19 protein-coding genes are annotated in these 20,879 nt (G+C 40.3%); 13 read left to right on the top strand and 6 right to left on the bottom strand.

Annotated features, from left to right (window positions below):
• Positions 1 to 127: 127 nt before the first annotated feature.
• The 5 genes from J0H12_01010 to J0H12_00990 all read right to left on the bottom strand — a co-directional run bounded on the left by J0H12_01010 (position 128) and on the right by J0H12_00990 (position 8,924).
• Complete coding sequence (locus J0H12_01010) at positions 128 to 562, bottom strand: hypothetical protein (protein MBN9412494.1); 435 nt, start codon at positions 560 to 562, stop codon at positions 128 to 130.
• A 177-nt stretch (positions 563 to 739) separates the two neighbouring features.
• Positions 740 to 922, bottom strand: coding sequence for a hypothetical protein (locus J0H12_01005; protein ID MBN9412493.1), 183 nt, complete (start codon positions 920 to 922; stop codon positions 740 to 742).
• Between the two features lie 10 nt (positions 923 to 932).
• On the bottom strand, positions 933 to 1,421 hold the full coding sequence (locus J0H12_01000) for an SMI1/KNR4 family protein (GenBank protein MBN9412492.1): 489 nt from the start codon (positions 1,419 to 1,421) through the stop codon (positions 933 to 935).
• Positions 1,414 to 5,226 carry a DUF637 domain-containing protein gene (locus tag J0H12_00995; protein MBN9412491.1) on the bottom strand — a complete coding sequence of 1,271 codons (3,813 nt, stop codon included), beginning with the start codon at positions 5,224 to 5,226 and terminating at the stop codon, positions 1,414 to 1,416. The genes J0H12_01000 and J0H12_00995 overlap by 8 nt, the downstream gene beginning before the upstream one ends.
• Complete coding sequence (locus J0H12_00990; protein MBN9412490.1) at positions 5,193 to 8,924, bottom strand: hypothetical protein; 3,732 nt, start codon at positions 8,922 to 8,924, stop codon at positions 5,193 to 5,195. The genes J0H12_00995 and J0H12_00990 overlap by 34 nt, the downstream gene beginning before the upstream one ends.
• 327 nt (positions 8,925 to 9,251) lie before the next feature.
• Here J0H12_00990 and J0H12_00985 point away from each other — a divergent pair, with 327 nt between their 5' ends.
• Together J0H12_00985 and J0H12_00980 are read left to right on the top strand one after the other, a co-directional pair.
• Positions 9,252 to 10,787, top strand: coding sequence for a TRIC cation channel family protein (locus tag J0H12_00985; protein MBN9412489.1), 1,536 nt, complete (start codon positions 9,252 to 9,254; stop codon positions 10,785 to 10,787).
• Positions 10,788 to 11,285: a GNAT family N-acetyltransferase gene (locus J0H12_00980; protein ID MBN9412488.1), complete on the top strand. Its 498-nt coding sequence runs from the start codon at positions 10,788 to 10,790 to the stop codon at positions 11,283 to 11,285.
• 65 nt (positions 11,286 to 11,350) lie between these two features.
• On the opposite strand, the gene rpmG is transcribed toward J0H12_00980, so the two are convergent.
• A complete protein-coding gene (rpmG, locus tag J0H12_00975; GenBank protein MBN9412487.1) occupies positions 11,351 to 11,518 on the bottom strand; it encodes a 50S ribosomal protein L33 in 168 nt (55 codons plus the stop codon).
• Positions 11,519 to 11,727: 209 nt separating this feature from the next.
• Between rpmG and J0H12_00970 the strand changes: the two genes are divergently transcribed.
• The 11 genes from J0H12_00970 to J0H12_00920 all read left to right on the top strand — a co-directional run bounded on the left by J0H12_00970 (position 11,728) and on the right by J0H12_00920 (position 20,800).
• Positions 11,728 to 13,227 (top strand): leucyl aminopeptidase, encoded by a 1,500-nt coding sequence (locus tag J0H12_00970; protein MBN9412486.1) that lies wholly within the window; start codon positions 11,728 to 11,730, stop codon positions 13,225 to 13,227.
• Between the two features lie 11 nt (positions 13,228 to 13,238).
• Positions 13,239 to 13,694: a DNA polymerase III subunit chi gene (locus J0H12_00965; GenBank protein MBN9412485.1), complete on the top strand. Its 456-nt coding sequence runs from the start codon at positions 13,239 to 13,241 to the stop codon at positions 13,692 to 13,694.
• Between the two features lie 25 nt (positions 13,695 to 13,719).
• The gene (gene ndk, locus J0H12_00960; protein ID MBN9412484.1) at positions 13,720 to 14,142 is read left to right on the top strand and encodes a nucleoside-diphosphate kinase; all 423 of its coding nucleotides are present in this window, start codon (positions 13,720 to 13,722) and stop codon (positions 14,140 to 14,142) included.
• 62 nt (positions 14,143 to 14,204) lie between these two features.
• Complete coding sequence (locus tag J0H12_00955; GenBank protein ID MBN9412483.1) at positions 14,205 to 15,287, top strand: DUF2066 domain-containing protein; 1,083 nt, start codon at positions 14,205 to 14,207, stop codon at positions 15,285 to 15,287.
• Positions 15,284 to 15,811 (top strand): CDP-alcohol phosphatidyltransferase family protein, encoded by a 528-nt coding sequence (locus J0H12_00950; GenBank protein ID MBN9412482.1) that lies wholly within the window; start codon positions 15,284 to 15,286, stop codon positions 15,809 to 15,811. The genes J0H12_00955 and J0H12_00950 overlap by 4 nt, the downstream gene beginning before the upstream one ends.
• Positions 15,812 to 15,821: 10 nt before the next feature.
• Positions 15,822 to 16,931 (top strand): AI-2E family transporter, encoded by a 1,110-nt coding sequence (locus J0H12_00945; protein MBN9412481.1) that lies wholly within the window; start codon positions 15,822 to 15,824, stop codon positions 16,929 to 16,931.
• A gap of 6 nt (positions 16,932 to 16,937) precedes the next feature.
• Complete coding sequence (locus J0H12_00940; protein ID MBN9412480.1) at positions 16,938 to 17,591, top strand: hypothetical protein; 654 nt, start codon at positions 16,938 to 16,940, stop codon at positions 17,589 to 17,591.
• 13 nt (positions 17,592 to 17,604) lie between these two features.
• Positions 17,605 to 19,026, top strand: a complete 1,422-nt coding sequence (locus J0H12_00935) for a deoxyribodipyrimidine photo-lyase (protein ID MBN9412479.1) — start codon at positions 17,605 to 17,607, stop codon at positions 19,024 to 19,026.
• 81 nt (positions 19,027 to 19,107) lie between these two features.
• Positions 19,108 to 19,440: a ferredoxin family 2Fe-2S iron-sulfur cluster binding protein gene (locus J0H12_00930; protein MBN9412478.1), complete on the top strand. Its 333-nt coding sequence runs from the start codon at positions 19,108 to 19,110 to the stop codon at positions 19,438 to 19,440.
• A gap of 2 nt (positions 19,441 to 19,442) precedes the next feature.
• Entirely contained in the window at positions 19,443 to 19,646 is a 204-nt protein-coding gene (iscX, locus tag J0H12_00925; protein MBN9412477.1) for a Fe-S cluster assembly protein IscX, read from the top strand.
• Between the two features lie 224 nt (positions 19,647 to 19,870).
• Positions 19,871 to 20,800 carry a rhodanese-related sulfurtransferase gene (locus J0H12_00920; protein ID MBN9412476.1) on the top strand — a complete coding sequence of 310 codons (930 nt, stop codon included), beginning with the start codon at positions 19,871 to 19,873 and terminating at the stop codon, positions 20,798 to 20,800.
• Positions 20,801 to 20,879: the final 79 nt, after the last annotated feature.

Raw genomic sequence — 20,879 nt, 5'->3', positions numbered from 1 at the left:
GAAAAGAGTCAAGTGCTTAAGGGAATAAGCTCGTCTGGTCCACCAACAGTTCAATATCGAGAATAGTTTAATGAAGCTTATGTAGAACCAATCTAAACTCTTGTGCTTTTCGAAATAGCTTTTACGCTTAGTATAAACGAACCTCTTTGAATTTTGCTAAACAAGTTTTTGAAAAATCAGAGGGTAAGTTTCGGTCTCTATTTTGTAATAAAATCTTTTCGGCATTTCCTACAATATTTTTTCTAATTTCATAAACCTCTACATTACAATTGCAGTTATTCCATTTATAACTAACCTCGTAATCTTTGCCTTCTTCAAATGTGTGTTGTATAACAACCCCGCATTTACAAATGATACGATTACCTTTAGCACCTTCAAACATATAAACTTGAGGGACACCTGCTCTTATATAAAATTCTTTTGCACCATTCTCATGATAGTCCCATAGAGGTATGCCAAGGCATCTAGGGTCACTATTAAAAACAAATCCATTTCTAAGTCTCATCATCTCATGCTCATCATCACACTCTTTGGATTTGTAGCCTCTAACTACAGTTACCATTTCCATGTCTGTTACGAACCTAACTCTTGCTATAGGTCCAGATGTGGGTTCTTCGTATGTAACACTTGCACATCCAGTGATTGTTAATGTCAAAAGTAGTAGTAGAATGTTATGAATCTTGATTGAGAACATTTTCATTTTCCTTTGGAAGTTTAATCTTGAAACACTAATAAGTTTTTACAGAGTAAATTTTAACATTTCTATCCTCTGCTGAACAAAGTTATGATCGATGGCATTGCTGGCGGTGAAGATACTCAGGCCAGGATCGGTGTTGGTCAAAAGACTTGTGAGAGATCCCCCTATCTTTGCTATTGTGCCTCGTGTCTGAAGAGACAGAGTCTCAGGTAAAGATTCCGGCATAATGTAAGAATTAAGTATTATCTGGAATCAACCCTCTTTCTTTTTCTTCTTCTGTTAGTAAATATTCAAAAAAGTCTGCAAATGAAGGAAATATGCGATGTTTATATTCTAATTTTTTTTCAGCTGCTAAATTATAAGCATCTGGAATACTGCAGTAAATAATAGGGGTTTTTTCTTCTGACGTAGTTTTTGTTTCCATAACTATAAAACTACTTTCTGTCTCTTCAAGAGCAAGATATTTATTAGGAAGACCAAAATTAGATCTTCTATAAAATAATGTTTTATCTACTATATTATATTCATTTCCTTGTCGAACAAAAGAAAAGAGACTATGCAAACCTATTAGACCACCGCTATAAAATTTTGCTATATAATGAAAATCATATGGAAATTTAATTTTTAGTTCACCTTCTGCTTGTTTCAATAATTCAATAGAGGCGGAATCATTTTCGAAATAATTTTGAAACTTATGTTCAAGTTTTTTAAGTTGATCATTCATTTTTAGTAATCCTATCTTTCCAGTATTCTCTTTTTTCGGAATCCCAGACCGTATGATCAACAGGATTTTCTGGATGTGGTTTATTTCTGCCATACTGTCCATGGAGAATATTCTGTCCTATTGTACCGATACCATGATATCGAGTACTCGCTTCTATTAACGGTCCAATATTCTTTTGCCCCACATGGTGGAGTGTTGCAAATGATCCATCTGCTAATTGAGGAGCAAGTCCAAATTTTGCAGCTTCTGCATTCGTTTTTCCTATAAAACGTTTATCGCCACTCTTTCTCACCATATCCCAATCAATATCACTTCGTTGATAGACAGGGTAAGTTTGCTGTGTTCCCACAGAAGATGTCCAGTGAATTTTTTGAGTAAAAATATCGGATTTAAACTCTCCCATAGAAAGAGGTTTTTGCGCCATCTTCTTATCCAGAGTGAGGATATAAGCTAGGGAATCTTCTGCTTGAGGCGTGACAAAGGCTAAAGGAAGAGCATCTTCAAATACTTGATACCCTTCTTGCCAGGGGCCACCATCATATAAAGGCGTGGTCAGAATCTTCATCTGACTCTTCTCAGGCATAAACCCGGAATCTTCCCAAAGGATTCCCTCCGGCAGTAAATCCATCATCAACGGATGATCTTTCAACCATTGTCCAACTTGATGGACAGAGATTCCTGAAAGCCCCAGCTCTGCTAACACTTTTGGTGTTAAACTTCTTGCAAGACGAGCTGTTTGTAGCAGGAAGTTATGATCGATGGCATTGCTGGCCGTGAAGATACTCAGGCCAGGATCGGTGTTGGACAAAAGACTTGTGAGAGATCCCCCTATCTTTGCTATTGTGCCTCTCGTCTCAAGAGACAGCGTTTTAGGCAAAGATTCCGCAAGCACTTCCGCCCCAAGGGCACTCAGCCCACCACCCAAGGCTTCTTGAAGGTCGCCTCCTGAAAGGCCAAGGCTTAATAAAAATCCCGTACCAAAATGCCCACCTTTATGAACTAGATAAGAAAGATCTCCACTTCCATAAAGATCTCCCAGATTATTCGACATCACGCCCCCAACTGTGTGGGCTACACAAGAGGTCACGCCTGACACAAGTGCTTCTTGGGGTTTACATCCTTCTATCACGATGTGGAGGGGCGTTGAGACCAAGGACCTCACGGCATTGACTTTGAGGTGTTGGGCCCATCCTTTCGGTTGAGACGGAAGTTTCAAGGGGCCGCTTAACTCATGTATCGTCCCAGCTGTCGCCATATTGATGATGAGGGATTGGGCAAAACGAGAAGAGGTGAGATCTTTGCCAACCTCTTTTAGATTCCCCCCGTGCATCACAAGAGAACTTGCTGTTTGGCTTGCAACACAGCCTACCGCCACACTCCCAATCGTCCCAATCACCGGCGCTGTGGATGAAACACTTAAGAAAGTCGCCATCACAGTCGGAGTCGCCGTTCCCATCGTCAACAGACCTGCGGCTAGCCCTGCGATCATCGCAAGAGCTTGCCCCCCACGCGCGCGATACCCCACACACTTATCATACATCTCGTCACGAGCCTCAGGACGTGTCAGATCAATAACATCACTCTCGCATATCAACGAAGAGGAGACCTCAGGTCGATCCCCAAATATCCCTCCTGACGCTCTTAAGATAACCTCTCCAGGAACCTTCATCGTCGTGGGAAGGCGAACCTCTTTAAATCCTCCAAGCTCCATAATCTTGCGCTTCTGATTATACAAAAAAGGGGCTTGGGGTTGCATCAACTGCGCATCTTCAATCCTGAGAACGCCCAGCGCCTCTATCAGGGCAGGCCCCTTGTTCCCCTCAAATGCTGTGCCCATAAAATGGATGTCATGATCAGAAACAACATGAATCGATCCCTGCGAAATCACCTTCGTCGGCTCAATCTCATAATAAGGGGTCATCCCCGTCTTACTCATCCCGCGACATCCTGCCGAAAAGTCTTTTAAGGATGTTGTTATGAGGGGAAGAAGTTCAATCTTTTGGGTTACTTCTGGAGACCAGCCTTCTGGTCCAGCTAAAAGCTTTCCACCGTGCACACTCAACGACTCAAGAACTCTTCCTTTTTCATATTCCGGAAAAAAGAGCTCAATTTCTTTTGGATCCTTTATAACTCTCCCAATCTCATAAAGTCCACTCAAGTCCTCAGGATAAGCTTCTGTCATTGTAATTGTGTGCTTCTCTTCCTTCTTTTTTCTCTTAGTACGGCCCGTCCATTTCTTTTTCTTGGTGACGGTTTCAACAGTGTACGTCTCTTGCCAAGATCTCTGTTCTCGCCTCACCAGAACTTTCCCCACATCTCCAATCAAAGTCGTTGCTTGCACAACCCCTGTCGTAGATAACGTTTCGAAATCCGTCCATAAGACCTCTGATTTCACCTCTCCAAGGGCATTCTCACAGTGCTTTCCATGAAGCTCTAACTGCTTGACCCACACCTCGCCCCCAAGGTGTGGAACGTAACGAGACGTTTTGCCTTTTTGTATCTCACAATCAATTTGTTTCGTTAATCTCAGCGTCCCCGTCGCTACACCTCCTTTATCCGCAATTAACCGAGCCTGATCAAAATGGGTCAAAGAAGCCTCATCTCCCATCAGATAAACTTCTTCCCCCTTAATTTGGGCAACGTGCTCTTGCAAATGAGGATCATAATAAGAGAGTGGCGTCCCCACATAGGTCCTCAAACTTTGTGAATTACCTTTTCCTTGAGGGCCATAAAAAAGCACTGGCTCCTGCAGCTTAAGAGAAATCTCTTTTGGCAAAGTCTGTTTTTGGAGTGAACTGATGCCTTTCTCAATTAAGGCCTCAAAAGAGACATCCCCTGGCAAGCCTAAAAGTTTTGGATTCTCAAGAAAAGGCTTTAGATAAGGGATCAGTGCTGCACCATTCTGGATCATTTTTCGATGCAAAGAAAGATAATCAGGGCACTCAGGTGTCAAAGGAATATAGCCGATATTCTTTTGAAACGCTTCTAAGAGCGCGCGACCTTCCAGAAAAGATGGAAGCGCAAACGGAAGCTTTTCTGATCCTTTTGGCCCCAAAATTAAGCGGGTCATCCCTCGAAGTTCTTCCTCTAAAGGATACGCAATCGGTATCAACGAGGTCCCCTTACCCGTTGAGTCACTCTTTCCCACACTTAAAAGAGAATCCAAAGATAATGCCATGATGGGTTGATAAGCTTGCACACTCCCAGATCTTCCAACCGTCTGGACCGTCAAACCTTCTTTAAAACTAATCAAGATTTTCGAGCCGACTATTTTTCCTTGAATAAGCGCTTGCTTTGCCCCTGTAAAAGCAATTCCTTGACTGCCTTCCATCTGCGGGAGAACCGAATACGATTCATTGGTTTCAATCTCAATGATGGAATCCAATGGAAAATAATCTTCTAATGTTCGCCAGTCAGAAAGCTCCGCTCGTTTTGGATTTAATGCTTGCGTCCACTTTTGGCTATTTTCCAGGTTTCTCTTCTCTCGCTCTAAGATCTTTTTAAACTTAGGATAGTCATCTTTGGCTCGATCCTTGTGGAAAATCCAAGAAAATTGTTTGTGTAATTCTCGACGCGTTAAATCAGCACATAGGGCCGGATATAAAATGTCATAAGGTGACTTTTCATAATTATAAAGTATACCCGATTGAAAACAGAACTTTGCTGCAAGATTTTTCATAAATTCTGTCCCCATAATGACGCCAGACGCTAAAATGGAGCCTCCAATATTTTTTCCTTCTTTTGCCTCGAGCTTAAGATGACCATTCACCCTCAAGAGAGGGGCTCTTCCTTGTGTGGTAAACAATAATTTATCCAGTGAGAGGAGGCTGTGTCTTGACCTGTATAGACCGTAGTCGGACTATATTGTTCAAAGACAGGAGTTGTAATTGAAGCATTTCCTTGCCACAGCTCAATAAGAGTTCCACACAATAAACTTTCTTTAGAAGCCTTAATCTCTAAATTTCCATTCGCCACGAGAATATCACCACACTCACTCCACAAATTTTGCGTCTCAAGTCTCATCCCCCCATTCGAGATGAAGCTACTTCCATTGGGAGTATAGAAAGGATAAGAAATTTCAATTTCTGTCCCCTTTTCTGGGTTATTGAAATTCCAACGCTTCACCTTATACGTTCGCTCCTCTTCAAGCCATCGGCCTAAAATAATTTGATCTGTCGCCTGAACATGAAAAAAATCATTTGAAAAAACCGTTCCATGTACAAGGGAGAACTTTTTAGCTCCTATCGACTCAAAAGATCCTCCACTCTGAATCTTTATTAAAGGACGAAAAGTGGTTCCTATAGAAATATTATGGCCTGGGACCTTTAGGCGCAGCCCTTGTCCCGCGATCAGATCGGCACAGAAGAATAAATCTTGAGGCGTCTTGTGGGGCAAAACTTCAATCTCAATTCCTCCCTTCACTTCTAGAGGGCACAAAAAATCTCCTCCTGTCTTAAAAACCAACCTTAAAAGACCTAATGTTCTTAAACAATAAGGCTCAAAGGTAATAATTTCTCGGGGGCCATTTGCTTCAATTTCTAGACCTTCTTGCCCCTCAACAAATTCTCCTTTTAAGTGATGAATATGTCCTTTTATTTTCAGTGATTTCGCCGTTCTCACCTCACTTTCATCTCCCTGAAAAACATTCCCTTGAAATACTATATCCCCTTCATCGCTAATTATCTTTCCGATGTTAACAAGACTCCACTTCCATATATTCTTGAGGTGGGAATTGGTTAAAATCTCAATCCCTTTTCTGGCTTCAAGCGTCGTAACATTTCGAAAATCAGGTGCCTCAATCCTTAATTGTCCGAGCAATTTAAGGGGAATCTCCAAGCGTCGATAAGGCGGTAAGATCAAATGAAGCAATCCCAATGTCTGGAGACCTTCTGCAGGATATGTGAGATTTTCCGCTGTGTTTAACAGGACTTTCTCAGTGCCTTCAACAAACGCTTCTAAAGTAATATCCCCCTTTGTCGACCCAATCAGAACCTGATCCGCTTGGATCTTCTTTTTAGCAACCACGGAAGGGGCTTGAATCAAAAGTTCACCTTTCGCTTGAATCGGCGAAGTTAAGGTAAAATCTTCTTGAAAAATAAAGGAAATCTTCGGCGTATCTCCCTTGATTTCCTTCACTGTGAACGGTTTAGTCACCGTAATAGAAGGACCTTCAAGGGTAAGCTCTGTCTCTGGGCTCTCTAGCGGTTGATTGAGTTGTTTACCCATATCAAAAGCAAAAGTTACCGAAGGACAAGTTTCAAAAACAGTAGGACAATAGCTCAGTCCCCATTTATGTAAGGTATGAATCCTGAGATGCTCTTTTATCGTGAGAGGCCCCTGAAAATAGTTTAAATGCCCTTTAAAATGAGCTTGCCGAGAGCTATAAATTTCGCCTTGGGGATAATGGGTCGTGTTGCCTTCAACATACAAATTCCCTTCTTCACTGATCAATTTGCCACAATTCACCAATCCAAATCCTTCTTCCACAAAAGGCGTTAAAAAGACAAAACCTTTTTGGGATTTTAAGGTGGAAAGATTGTAGGCTTGAGGACCTTTAAAGACAAAAAGACCTAAAAGAGACAGAGGTGACCTAAAACAAAGCTTAGGTACTGCGCTGATGATCTCTAAAGTCCCTCCTGTCTGAAGGCCGGACGTTTGAGAGGTGATATCAGGACCCGCGTCTTTATAGAAAATTCTATCTCCCACGCGTAAAGTAATCCCCTGGACCCCGACCACTCTGTCTTGAAAAAAAATGGGGCCCGAGCACTCAACTTGCATGGTCTTATGAGCAAAAATTTCTTTCTCTGAAACTATCGACAGACTAACAATAGAGATATCTTGATGTCCTAAGATGCTTCCTTTCAGAGACACATTCCTTGACGCCTCTACTTTTAAGTCTCCTTCCACGTCAAGAGGATATTCTGCCGTAAAAGCGTAAGGCGCGATAAACTCAACCTTCCCCCAAGCTTTGAGAGGCGTGGATAAAATATCCCCTGCCATCTTTAAGAAAGGTGTTTGAGCTTCTGTATACGTTGCCTCTAAACCTTTTCCTATTTCAACTGAGGGCCCTTCTAAGAAAAGGGAGCCTAAAGTTTTAATCCCTTGAGGAAAAGATACTGGCTCTTGGAAAATGAGTTTTAATAAATTTTTTGTCTTTAGTTTTTCTGGATCATAGGTAAGTCCTTGTTTACTTTTAATTAAAAAGGCTGATTGAGGATGAAAATCCCCTTGAAATACATGTGCTTCGCCGATAATTTCCACGCCTTCAGAAGCTCCAAGAAGTCCTTGCGTATGATGAACATTGCCTTCAAGGATTATTTTTCCTTGTTCTGAGACTAAAAAGGCCTCATTTAGAATCTGAGGCGCTTTAAACTGAATACTTCCTCGGCTCCCGATTCCCTTAGTATTTCTTACACAAGGGGCTTCCACTTTCAAAGATCCCGCAAAAACAAGAGGATTTGTAAAAGTTAAGGAAGATTTTGTTGAAAGAAGGTGAAGACTCTTAAAGAGAGTCACCTTTTCAAAATCACATTCTTCAAGACTTGAAGCTTCAAGATCAAGGATTTTGCCATTCATTCTAGGCAAAGTGTTAAGTTTTTGAGCCGTCTTCACCTGGATCGTCTGAGCTTTCATAAAAGAATCAGGATGAAATACCATCTCTTGTCCTTCATAAGAAAACTGACCTTTTTTAATCTTCAATTGAGCCTTAGACGTTCGATGGTGAAAAGTGCCGCCCGCTTCAAAGAAGAGTCTCTTAATTCCTTTAATTTTATGATCATTAATTAGATTGTTCCCATGGAGATGAAAAATGCCATCTTCCTTAAATCTTAAAGTTCCTTGATTAATTAAAGTTCCCTCATGAAGATTTAAAGTGCGCACATTTAACGTGCTATTTCCCTCAATCTTCACGTCTCCATAGGCATCTAAATGCTCAACGTCCATCCCCTTTAATCGCCAGGTCTTATCCAAAGGAGCCATGGCTCGAATCACAACATGAGGTGCATACGTCACAAGACCTTTTAGTTGAATCCCATCCTCAATGATAATCTGACCTTCACTCTCAAGCCCAACTGTAAAATCCTGCTGACCTAATCCTTCCAAGAGTAATTTAATATAAAGATTATAGATTCCCTTTTCTTTTGAGTTTTTATGGACCTGAGCAGCCTTTAAAAGGGAAGGATGGTGAACTTCATAAAATCCGCCTTGCCAGCGATAAAAGGTTTGAACTTGATCTCCAGCTTCTCGAAAAATCCAATCACATCCTTTGAATTCTTCCCGAACTTCCGTGGGATCTTTAGAAACACGAATTTCATCAGAAGAAGGAGATGATTTTAAGATCTTTCCATGATGTCGAATTTCATCAAGATCTACTTGAATCACTTTCAAGCCATCACCTGCCCACACAATACCCATAAAAATCTGCTGATAAATCAATAAATAGGTCAAAAAAATTCGACCACTCGAGCTTAGTGCTCTCCCGATTTTTGGTAAAAAATTCCTCATCCCTCCGCCTCCTAAAACGTCAACCCCCTGCTTTCCCTTGTCTTTTTTATCTTATCTTTTATTTTATAAGTGAGTCATATTCCTCAACCCAATCTCTTCTCTCATCTCAATTCTACAAATTAAATTTCCTATCGTAAATATTTTTAACACGATGGGATAAAATAGATGAAAGCTTCCCCTGTAAAATAAAGGTTTCCTCTATTCAAAATGTAAATAGTAAAATTCTCTCAAAAAATAAGTTGTTTCTTAGCGATATTCTTTACTTTATTTTATAGAATTATTGCTACTGTCGACTTTCAGTCATATGATTCATAGAGGGAGGAACCAATGACACTTATAAGAATTTTAGCTTTATTCATCACTTTTTGCATAGATGTAAGCGCTCAAGATAGGCTCGTTCAAAAAGAAACTCTGTTGAATGGGTGGTATTTATGGGATCCTTATCAATACACAATCCACAATGAAGGCGCAGGAGATACCTTAACAGGCCTTGATATTGAACTTGTTAAGGCAATTACCACTGCCGCAAAAGCCCAAGTTGTTTATGAACCTGTTTCGTGGAGACAGCATCAAGAGGACCTTAAAAATGGGAAACGCGATTTTGCGGCGGGAGCAACATACACAGCAGAACGTGCTAAATTTGTTCATTTTTCTGCCCCTTATCGTTTTGAAGAAAATTCTCTTTTTATTCGTCGCCATGAAGAATCTCGGCTTCAATTCAAAACGATTGTCGAATTCCTCCATCAAGTAAAACAACGTCAATTCCGACTTGGCGTTATTGAAGGTTATATTTATGCCGACCCTGAAATTAATAAGTGGTTAGAAGATCCTGCCAATCAAAAATTAATTGTTAAAGCGAATAATGATCTTGAAAATATCAATCTTCTCTTAGACGAAAAAATTGACGGATTTCTCGCCGACCGTGTGGTAGGTGCGACACTTATTTGGCGAGCAAATCATGGCGACCGTATAAATGAAATACGCCTAGGAATTAAAACGCCTATTCATCTCATGTTTAGTAAAAAAACAGTTCCCCTCGCACAAGTAGAAGAGTTTAATAAAGCAATTGAAGAGGTAAAATCTTCTTCAACCTATAACAAAATTATCTCATGGTATCTTCATCCTGTTCTTTTATTGCAAACAATTGACACAAATTGGTTTCATTTTATTGAAATTATGGGAACAATTGCTTTTGCTATTTCGGGACTTGTGATTGCTTATCAAAAAAGAGCCACTCTCTTTGGGGCTTTTCTGCTTGCTGTTTTACCTTCTTTAGGAGGAGGGATTATTCGAGATGTTATTTTTAATCGAAAACCAATCGGAGCCCTTCAATCTCCTTTATATTTATCTCTTGTTCTCGCAACTGTTTTGATAGGTTTTATTAGCTTAAGGCTTTATTCATATTGGCAAAGAAAGAAAATTTCTAAAGAAGAAAAATATCTAACCTATAAATCAAAACACGTTCCAGAACATATTCTTGCTACCTGTGATGCGATGGGGCTCGCAGCTTTCACTATTACAGGGATAGTTGTATCCGTCATGGCCAAAGTAAGCCCCCTTTGGTTATGGGGTGCTTTTTTTGCCTTTTTGACAGGTGCAGGAGGCGGTATTCTTCGAGATTTAATCAGTGGCAGTAAAGATGTTGTCAGCTTACGTGGTGGCATTTACCCAGAGATCGCTATATTTTGGGGATTCTCATTATCTCTTTTCCTTATGTGGCAAACAAACGATATAAATCCAGAAGCAATTAAATATGGTGTTATGCTTCATGTTATAGGTGCATTCTTAACTCGTCTTATTGTTTATTTCCTAAAGATTCCCAACATTCATTTTAGGAAAGAATCTATTTCTTCTGAAATATAAATGATGTTTCCCCTCTCTCAAAAAGACGATGGAACGGTTAAATGGACGTTAAAAGAGTTCACGCAATTAACTGTCGAAGAACTTTATCATATTCTTAACCTTCGAATTGAAGTGTTCATGAGAGAACAAAATTGCTTATACTCCGAGACTGATTACTACGATCAAAAAGCCTTGCACATATGGACAACCAATGATGACAATCTTATCCTAGCCTACGCAAGAATTTTGCCTCCTCACACCCTCTATCATGGTGTCAAAAGCGCGCGTGCTAAAATTGGTCGTGTTGTTGTTAATAAGATAGTAAGAGGAACTGGGCTTTCTTATCAACTCATGGAAAAAGCTATTTCACAGATTCAAGAACGATACTTATCTGAGATTGAGATCTCAGCCCAAGCGCACTTAACGCATTTTTATCAAAAATTAGGATTCGCAATTGATAGTGAGGAATATCTAGAAGATGGCATTCCTCACATTAGAATGATCTTTAAATCGTCATAAATTGAACGCCAAAAACAAAAAGGCCGCTTAACAGCAGCCTTCTTCTCTTTAAAAGCTAAAATAGCTTATTTTATTTTTGCTTCACGAAAAGTGACGTGTTTTCTTAACACAGGATCATACTTACGTACTTCCATTTTTTCGGTCTTTGTCCTAGGATTTTTCTTCGTTACATAGAAAAAACCTGTCTTTTCCGTGCTTAAGAGTTTAATTTTAATTGATGTTGCTTTTGCCATAGTCAAAACTCGCTTTATACTTTTATGAAAAGACCATAATCATGACTACCGAAGAGAGTCAAGTCTTTTATTATAAGCTTTCACCCATCTGTAAAATCACCTATAATAAAGTAATTATGTTTTTTTAAGCATTCTATGGAAATTATCACTCACTCTTTAAGAATGAAATGTGATAAATCCATATTTTATATAATATTTCGGAGGACTGAATGGATTTCAAATTTTCAGCGAAAAGCCTTGATTCAAAAGCAACAAAGGTTTTTCTTTGCTTACAAGATAAAAAACTCTCAAAATCAGCGGAAGATTTTGATGTAACTCACCAAGGTTTTTTAAAGCAAGCGCTTGATAATAATAACTTCAAAGGCAAAAAGAATGAAACCCTTGTGTTGAATGCACCTTCTGGTATTGACAGTCCCCGTATCATTTTGCTTGGTCTTGGTTCAGAGAAAGAAATTTCAATTGAATCCCTTGAAAACGCTGGGGGAAATATTTTTCCGCTCATAAAAGGCACACCCGATCAAGGTCTTGAAGTTATTGTAGAAGATATTTCTCTTAATGATTTCACAGCTGGCGAGATTTGTGGCCGTTTTGCATACGGTTTCTTATTGAGATCCTGGAGCTTTAACAAATACAAAACAAAAGATATTGAAGAACGAAAAATCGCCCTAAAAACAGCTACATTTTTAACAAATGAAACAGACAAAGCTGAAAAACTCTTCTCTTCTCTAGAGCATGTCGCTGCAGGCGTTTTCCTGGCGCGTGAATTTGTCAGTGAGCCCCCCAATGTACTTTACCCTGCATCGATGGCAGAGCGCCTTCAGGAATTGACAAAGCTTGGGATCAAAGTTGAAGTTTTAGGCCTTGAAGAATTGAAAAAACTCGGTATGGGAGCGCTTTTAGGCGTAGCACAAGGAAGCATCCGAGAGCCAAAAGTTGTTGTTTTACAATGGATTGGCACAGATCCTGCAGAAAAGCCTGTTGCTTTCATCGGAAAAGGGGTCACTTTCGATACAGGGGGCATTAGCTTAAAACCATCTGCTAACATGTGGGACATGAAATATGACATGGCGGGCTCTGCTGTTGTCGCCGGCCTCCTTCGCGCTCTTGCAGGACGTAAAGCAAAAGTGAATGCCATCGGCGTTGTGGGACTCGTTGAAAATATGCCATCCGGGAATGCTCAACGCCCCAGTGATATTGTCACCTCCATGTCAGGTCAAACAATTGAAGTTCTTGATACAGATGCTGAAGGACGCCTTGTTCTCGCAGATATCCTTTGGTACACCCAAGATCGTTTTAAGCCTCAATTCATGATAGACCTTGCAACCTTAACTGGCGCGATCGTGATTGCCTTAGGAGATTATTTTTCAGGTCTCTTTTCAAATAACGATGACCTCCGTGAAAAAATAAGATTAGCTGGTGAAAAAACTGGTGAAAGAGCCTGGCCAATGCCTCTCGATGCTCGTTTTGAACGTGAAATTGAATCCGAGATTGCGGATCTTAAAAACATCACATTTGGGCGTAAAGCTGGCAGTGCCACGGCAGGCCAATTCCTTAAAAGATTTGTGAATGATACCCCTTGGGCCCACCTCGATATCGCCGGCATGGCCTGGGCAGATAAAGATCTCCCAACAGTTGCAAAAGGTGCAACAGCTTATGGAGTAAGACTCTTAAATGAGCTCGTTCAAAATTATTATGAAAAACAACAATAATAGGTTATAGGGTGCCCGAAGTTAGCTTTTATAAGCTCCAAAAGACCTCTTTAGAACACAGTTTGCCACGGCTTTTAGAAAAAATCTTTCAAGCTCAAAAGAAAGCTGTTGTTCTTTTCGGGACACCAGAAAGATTAGACGCCTTTAATGCAATGCTCTGGACCTATGCGCAAGGTTCTTTTTTGCCGCATGGGAGCGCAAAAGAAGGATCCGCAGAAAATCAGCCCATCTGGCTCACGACAATATTGGAAAACCCGAATGAAGCTGAAATTTTAATCACCATTGAAGATCAAGAAGTTAATAATTTCTTAACTTTTTTAAGATGTCTTGATATATACGATGGCAATGATCCAGAAGCCGAAGCAAAAGCCAACGATCGTAAAAAAAAGTATAAAGCGCTAGGATGTTCCATTTTAATGTGGCATCAAGATGAAAAAGGCGCATGGCATGAAATGCCGCCTCATTAACAATTTAAAAAACCGGAGTATAATTATGTCCCTTACAAGAACACTTTCAATTATTAAACCTGACGCAACGCGCCGTAATTTAACAGGCGTCATTAATGCCCGTATTGAAGAAGCAGGTTTACGGATTATTGCTCAAAAAAGAATTCAAATGGATCGTTCGATGGCTGAGCGCTTTTATGAAGTTCATAAAGAACGCGCTTTTTTTGATGAACTCTGCGCTTTTATGATCAGTGGTCCCGTTGTTGTTCAAGCTTTAGAAGGTGAGGATGCCGTGCCTCTTTATCGTCAAGTCATGGGCGCCACAAATCCTGCAAATGCAGAAGAAGGAACAATTCGTCGTGACTTTGCCGAATCTATTGAAGCAAACTCTGTTCATGGATCTGATTCAGCTGAGAACGCTCAAAGAGAAATATCTTTCTTCTTTAGCGAAATTGAAATTGTTGGTTAATAACGGCATAATAATCTCAGCCTATCCTTTTTGAGAGTAAAAAGGCAATCAAAGGAGTTTTAATGCTGAGTAAATTTGTCATTTTATTATGGGTTTCTATCTCATGTTTGGTTGCCAGTAACACTCTGGCAGCCAATGAAGATTATGTCATCAGAAACATCCAAGTTGACGTAACGGGAAGTTCTGCTTTAGAAGCGCGTACAAAGGCAATGATAGAGGCCCAACGCCAGGCCTATCATGCCCTCTTAGAGAAAGTTCTCCCCGAACCTGATGCTTTCTTGCTAAATTTAACGGATGACCAAGTGGAATCTCTTGTTCAATCCATTGAAATTCAAGGTGAAAAAACTTCAGACGTTCGCTATTTAGGCACTTTAACGATTCACTTCATTCCTAAAGCTGTCCAAGAATGGCTTACACAACAAGATAAAAAAGTGACTGCCTCTTCTCTCAATAAAACAACTATTATTGTTCCTGTATTGGTCCGTCATGAAAAAACATTATTATGGGAAGAAAATAATCCCTGGTGGCAGGCATGGAATCAAAAAACAGACCTAGAGAATGAAACACTTGTGATTCCAATGGGGGATCTGCAAGATCTCAAAAGTCTTTCTGCAAAAAATGCCCTTGAGGGTAATCAAGATGCCATATGTAAAATGTTAAATCGCTATCACGCCAACAGAATGATGATCTCTATCTTTTATGAAGACCTACCTTCACGTCTTGAAGTTCGCCATTACACGCCAGAAGGCCTTATTGATCACTCTCCTCTTGTCGAATTTGATATGAATGAGCATGCACCCGCAAGCCTATTGCCTCTCGCAATAGCAAAAGTTGTTGAAGCAAGTAAAGCAATCCTTCAAACATCTGCTCAATCTGAATCAAAACAACTTCACTTTACCATTACTTTCAATAATTATCCTGAATGGATTTATTTACAACAGCAACTCGAAAGCATCCAAGGCATACAAAAAATAATGATTCATCATTTAAGCCTAAAAGAAGCTCAAATTTCTCTAACGTGCTCTGGAACTGAAACTTTTATAGAAAATCAATTAAAGACTAAAGGACTTTTTATTGATCAAAAGACGCATGATTTCACATCAAAAACCCTATCTTTAAGAATTGATGAAAGTCTTCCCTCATGACTTGGCCTAATTTTATTAGTTTAGGACGTCTTTTGTCTGTTCCTTTTATTGTTTGGTGTATTCTTTCCGACTCTTTGTTATGGGCTTTTTGGGGGATGGTCCTCGCAGGTCTTTCCGATATTCTTGATGGCCTGATAGCGCGAGCCATGCATTTGCGAACAGTCTTAGGAAGTTATCTTGACCCTATTGCCGATAAATTTCTTCTTGTAGGCGTTTTTATTGCACTTGGGCTTAAAGCGTGGATTCCGTTGTGGTTAATCATTCTTGTTGTCTTTAGAGATGTCTTAATTGTTGGAGGTATGCTCCTTCTTATGATGTTGGATAAACCTATTACCTCAACACCTATCTTGGTTAGTAAATTAAATACTTTTTTACAAATCAGTGTGGTGAGTCTGACTCTATTACAGGGCGCGTATCACCAAAATTACGAGACCTTTAACCAAGCTCTCTTCATGCTAACTGCAATGACGACTATTCTTTCGGGTGCAGCTTATGTTAAAGAAGGTATTAAGCGTTTAAATTAAGGGATGGCATATGAAAGAACCAACGTTGCTTCTTCTCAACCGTCGTGTGTGGATATGGGCCTTGATATTTGCAGGAGCTCTGACACTTTTCTACCTTTTTAAAGGCATTCTATTGCCCTTCATTGTGGGTATTCTCGTTGCTTACCTTTTAAATCCTGCCGTCCTAAAACTAGAAACTTTCAATATCCCCAGAATTTTAAGTACAACTCTCATGATTTTGTTGTTCTTTATTGCAATTGGGGGCTTATTATTTTTTACGATTCCCTTTCTTAAACAAGAACTTTTATTGTTAGCTCAGCATCTTCCTGCTTATGGGGAGCGGCTCTATCAAACCACATTACCTTTATTAGAACAGCTCAATGATGTCATTCCTGTTAAACATTTTAACCAACTCAAAACGACGGCAAGTGCTTATTTTGGGGATATGCTTTCTTGGGGATTCAAAGCCATCGCAAGTATCCTAACCAATACTTTGGCTCTCGCGAATTTATTATCATTAGTGGTATTAACACCTGTGATTGCCTTTTATTTATTGAGAGATTGGCCTCGATTCACCTCGATGTTGATCGGCTTACTTCCTTTAAATCATACTAAAACCATTAAAAATCAACTTAGTCTTATTAATCAGACACTTGCCAATTATGTAAGAGGACAATCACTCGTGTGCTTGAGTCTTGCCTTTTACTATTCCATCGGTTTGAAAATCACGAACTTAGACTTTGCTTTCACTATAGGGATTGCCACAGGCCTCTTAGCCTTTATCCCTTATTTTGGATTTTTATTAGGGGCGACCGTAGCCTTTGGACTTGCTTTCTCTCAGTTTAATGACTGGACTTCTATCGGATGGGTTGCGGCTGTATTTGCGGTAGGGCAAGGTCTTGAATCTTATCTTTTAACTCCTAAGTTTGTGGGAGAACGCATTGGACTTCACCCTGTATGGATTATTTTTGCTCTTCTTGCAGGAGGGGTTCTCTTTGGTTTCCTTGGGATCATTATGGCAATGCCTATTGCCGCGACTTTAAGTGTTATCGTTCGTTTTACGCTTAAAAAATATTATGCAAGTGAGTTTTATCGAGGAATATCCCCTCATAAGCATAAAGCGGCATCCGCTCAGAAATAATTCTCGATGGCACAATTAACCTTTAATTTTACAGCCGCGTGTAGTTATCAATCGGAAGATTTTGTCGTAACCCCCAGCAATCAAGAAGCTTTCTCTTGGGTAACGCAATCCACACCATGGACCCAAAATACGTTATTGTTAATAGGCCCTCAATATTCGGGAAAAACCCATCTTGCCACCATCTTTCAGAAACTATTTTCGGCTGTTTTTATTTCTCAAAAGGATCTGCAAATATACCAAGAAGATTTTCATTCCCATGAAACTCCTTTCATTTTGGATTCCTTAGATTTTCAAGCCTCTGAAGAGCCTTTATTGCATCTTTATAATGGCTGTCGAGAGAAACAACGCCAACTCTTACTCACAGCAGAGACTCATCCTGCTGAATGGAAAATTAAACTCCCTGATCTTGCCTCTCGACTGATGGCCATACCTTATACCACGATTCAGTCCCCCGATGATGCTTTGATTCGAGGAATTCTTCTGAAAAAATTTTCAGACTTTCAGCTAAGCATTTCCGAAACTGTTTTAGATTATCTTTTGACTCATATTGAAAGAAGCTATTTAGGAATCCAAGAGACTGTTCATTCGTTGAATGAAGCGAGTTTAGCTGAACACAAAAAAATCACGCTTCCTCTTGTAAAAAAAATCCTTAATTTATAAGGATTAAAATAATATGACACTTTTCCCTTTAATCCTCTGGTTTCGCCAAGATCTTCGTCTTCATCATCACCCTGCTCTTGAAGCCGCTAAGGCAACTGGGCAACCGATCATTCCCTTGTATATTCTAGATGAAGGCGCTTCTGATCCCTGGAAAATGGGAGAGGCTCAACGCTGGTGGCTCCATCACAGCCTTGCGTCTTTAAATAAAGATCTAGAATCTCAAGGAGGAAAACTGATCCTTAGACGAGGATCTTCCGCTCAAATTCTTAAAAATATTCTTCAAGAAACGGGGACACAAAGTATTTATTGGAGCCGTTGCTATGAACCTTTTTCGATTGCCCGAGATACAGGCTTAAAAAAAGAATTCATTGAGCAAGGAATCACACTTAAAAGCTTCAATTCTTCCCTTTTATTTGAGCCCTGGGAGATTCAAAATCAGCAAGGCCATCCTTATAAAGTTTTCACCCAATTTTGGAAAAAATGCCTTATCCAAGGCCCTCGTTTTCCAACTTTCGACTCAACACTATCCCCTCAATTTTATACCTCACTCAAAAGTGATGACCTCACCTCTTGGGAATTAACACCAACTCACACGAATTGGGCTCACGGGTTTTCCAAAGTATGGCACCCTGGTGAAGCCAGTGCTCATAAAAAACTAGAGGATTTTTGTACCTCTCGCTTGGCAACTTATAAAGAAGCAAGAAACCAACCAGGATGTATTGGAACTTCTCGGCTTTCTCCTCATCTTCATTTTGGAGAGATCAGCCCCCATCAAATTTGGCACCATCTTCACCAAAAATCCTCCTCAAACGCCTCTGTTGAAAGCTTTCTCTCGGAAATTGGGTGGCGCGAGTTTTGTTATCATCTTCTCTATAATTTTCCGTCGTTACCTGAGCGTCCCTTCCAAGAAAAATTTACGACTTTTGAATGGGAAAACACCGATGAAGCCCTCTCTTTATGGCAGACAGGGAAAACAGGTTACCCTATTGTTGATGCGGGCATGCGTGAACTTTGGCAGACGGGTTGGATGCATAATCGTGTACGCATGATCGTCGCTTCATTTTTAACAAAACATCTTTTATTGCCATGGCAAGAGGGTCAAAAATGGTTTTGGACTACGTTAGTAGATGCAGACCTCGCTAATAATGCGGCGAATTGGCAATGGGTTGCAGGTTGTGGCGCAGATGCCGCGCCTTATTTCAGGATCTTTAACCCTATTCTTCAAGGCGAAAAATTTGACCCTCAAGGAGATTATGTGCGCCAGTGGGTTCCTGAATTAAAAAATCTGTCAAATTCTTTCCTTCACAAACCTTGGGAAGCCTCTTCAGCAGAATTAAACCAAGCAGGTGTTGTCTTAGGAAAGACTTATCCTTTTCCCCTCGTGAACCATGAACAGGCGCGGAAACGAGCGCTTGAGCGCTACCGCCACCTTTAAATAATACGTTTTTAACTAGTTTTTCTTTTCATCTCAGGTTAATGTGCGCGATAATCATTTTGATAACATAAGTAGGTTACAATGCCCCAAATAACTTTTATCACACCGAAAGGTGAACGTGTCCAAGTCGAAGCTCCTCTAGGTCTTTCTGTCCTTGAGATTGCCCACCAAAATAATATTGATCTTGAAGGCGCCTGTGAAGGATCACTCGCTTGCTCGACATGCCATGTCATCGTGGATCCTGAATGGTACGACGCCTTGCCTGAAGCTCAAGAAGAAGAAGAAGATATGCTAGATCTTGCTTTTGGGTTGACGCGCACGTCCCGCCTTGGATGCCAAATTATCATCACCGAAGAACTTGATGGATTAACTGTCTCATTACCCGCAGCGACTCGCAACATGATGGTTGATTAAACATGCCCACACTTAAATGGACTGATGTTCGGGAAATTGCGATTGCCCTTGAAGAACATCATCCTGACGTTGATATCCTTCATATTCGCTTTACTGAGTTGTGGAAGTGGGTTCAAGAACTCCCCGGCTTTGAAGATGACCCCCAACGGTCAAACGAACGTATTTTAGAGGCCATTCAAATGACCTGGCTTGATGAGCGCGACTAATTTTTTTTATTTTTCATCCTAAAGCACAAAAAATTTTATCTTCTTAACCAAATTTTAACGAACCTGCTGCTATTTTCTTTTCACACACGCAGCAGGGGGCTGCTGTAGCGCCATTATAAAAAAATAAACCGGGAAGGCTAAAAGGTAAAACCACCCCCACGAATTCTCCCTAATTTTCTTGATTTTTATTCCCCAACAATTGTAGAACCATTGCAGAGGTAAAAATGAAAATTGTTGTTGCTGCTCTTTATAAATTCGTTAAGCTCGCTAATTATCGTGCCTTACGAGATCAATTACAGGATCTTTGTCAAAAGAACGATATTCGTGGCACTCTCTTGCTCGCCCCAGAAGGCCTGAATGGGACGATTGCAGGCACAAGAGAGGCAATTGATCATCTTCAAACTTTCTTAAAGAATAAGGGGCTTTTTGAAGGACTTGAATATAAAGAATCCTCCGTTGATTATTATCCTTTCTATCGTCTCAAAGTGCGTCTCAAAAAAGAAATCGTCACCCTTGGTATGCCTCATTTAGATGTTGAAAAAAGCACGGGCACTTTTGTTGAGCCCGAAGAATGGAATGCTCTCATCAGCGACCCTGACATGCTTCTCATTGATACCCGCAATACCTATGAGACAAAGATCGGCACGTTTAAAAACGCTGTTGATCCAGAAACCGAAACTTTTCGGGAATTTCCCGAATTTGTTGAACATTTCATTCAGCAGAAAAAGAAGCAACGGATTGCGATGTTCTGCACAGGCGGCATTCGCTGTGAGAAAGCCTCAAGTTATCTTCTTGAGCAAGGCTTTGAAGAAGTTTATCAACTCAAAGGCGGTATTTTAAAATATCTTGAGACGATTCCAACAGAAGAAAGTTTATGGCAAGGCGAATGCTTTGTCTTTGATAATCGTGTTGCTGTCAAAGAAGGTGTTGAAGAAGGCCAACATGATTTATGTTTTGGGTGCCGCGCGCCTCTTTCTGAAGCTGACAAAATCTCTTCGGACTATGAAGAGGGCGTCACCTGTCCCTCTTGCTTTGCCCACCATGGGGAAGACAAGAAAAAGCGTCTTCGTGAACGACAAAAACAAATCATGCTCGCCAAACAACGACAAGAACAACATATTGGTCGCTCAGTTTCTAAACGAGTTTCTTCTTAAAGTTAATATTCTTTCGGAGTTAGCTTTTTATACAACAGGCTTTCTTGCTTTCAGGCCATTAAGCCGCCTGAATCCTCAT

This window comes from Candidatus Paracaedimonas acanthamoebae (assembly GCA_017307065.1).
GTDB lineage: Bacteria > Pseudomonadota > Alphaproteobacteria > Caedimonadales > Caedimonadaceae > Paracaedimonas > Paracaedimonas acanthamoebae_A.
This window is presented reverse-complemented; position numbering and strand designations above follow the sequence as displayed.